The sequence below is a fragment of the Cellulomonas sp. P4_A2 genome (assembly GCF_056402515.1).
In genome coordinates this window covers 1-485 of the sequence record NZ_JBFUHG010000091.1, presented here as the reverse complement: position 1 = coordinate 485, position 485 = coordinate 1, and the positions used below count along the sequence as shown (strand labels likewise).

General features: G+C 69.5%; 1 protein-coding gene. It reads left to right on the top strand.

Annotated features, from left to right (window positions below):
• Window positions 1–318, top strand: a 318-nt coding sequence (locus AC1DUE_RS20240; protein WP_477041201.1) for a DUF6233 domain-containing protein, incomplete at its 5' end; no start/stop codon positions are given.
• Between the last annotated feature and the right edge of the window lie 167 nt (window positions 319–485).

Here is a 485-nt window from a genome sequence, read left to right as displayed (position 1 = left end):
GACCGGATCGACGAGGCGATTGCGGCGGCCGAGCAGCGGGAGAGGGAGCGGCAGCAGGGCGAGGAGCGACGGCCGCCGACCCCGGACTGGATTGTCGAGCTGAGCATTGGCCTAGGCGCCCGGCCTATCGAAGTCCACGTGGGCGGGCGCTACGCGGCGGGGAAACGTCAGCGGGGCATCACCCGCGATCAGGTCCTCGCTGCCCTCGCCGACGGGATGCAGGCCTGCATCCACTGCCGACCCGACACTGAGCTTGGGGTGCTCGTAGGTGGTCCGGCGGCGGTCCAGTCGAAGGGACATCTGAGCCACCACCGGTAGAGCTATTCTCACGCCGGACCGAGACCCGTGCAGCTGGGCGAGTCGGATGCGTCCGCCGTTTCCTCCGTTTCCTCGGACCGGGGAGCTGTCCGCGCGTCGCCCTACGCTCGAACGTATGAGCGGTGGCGGTCCAGGCCGCCGGTCGGGAAACCTCAGAACCACCACCT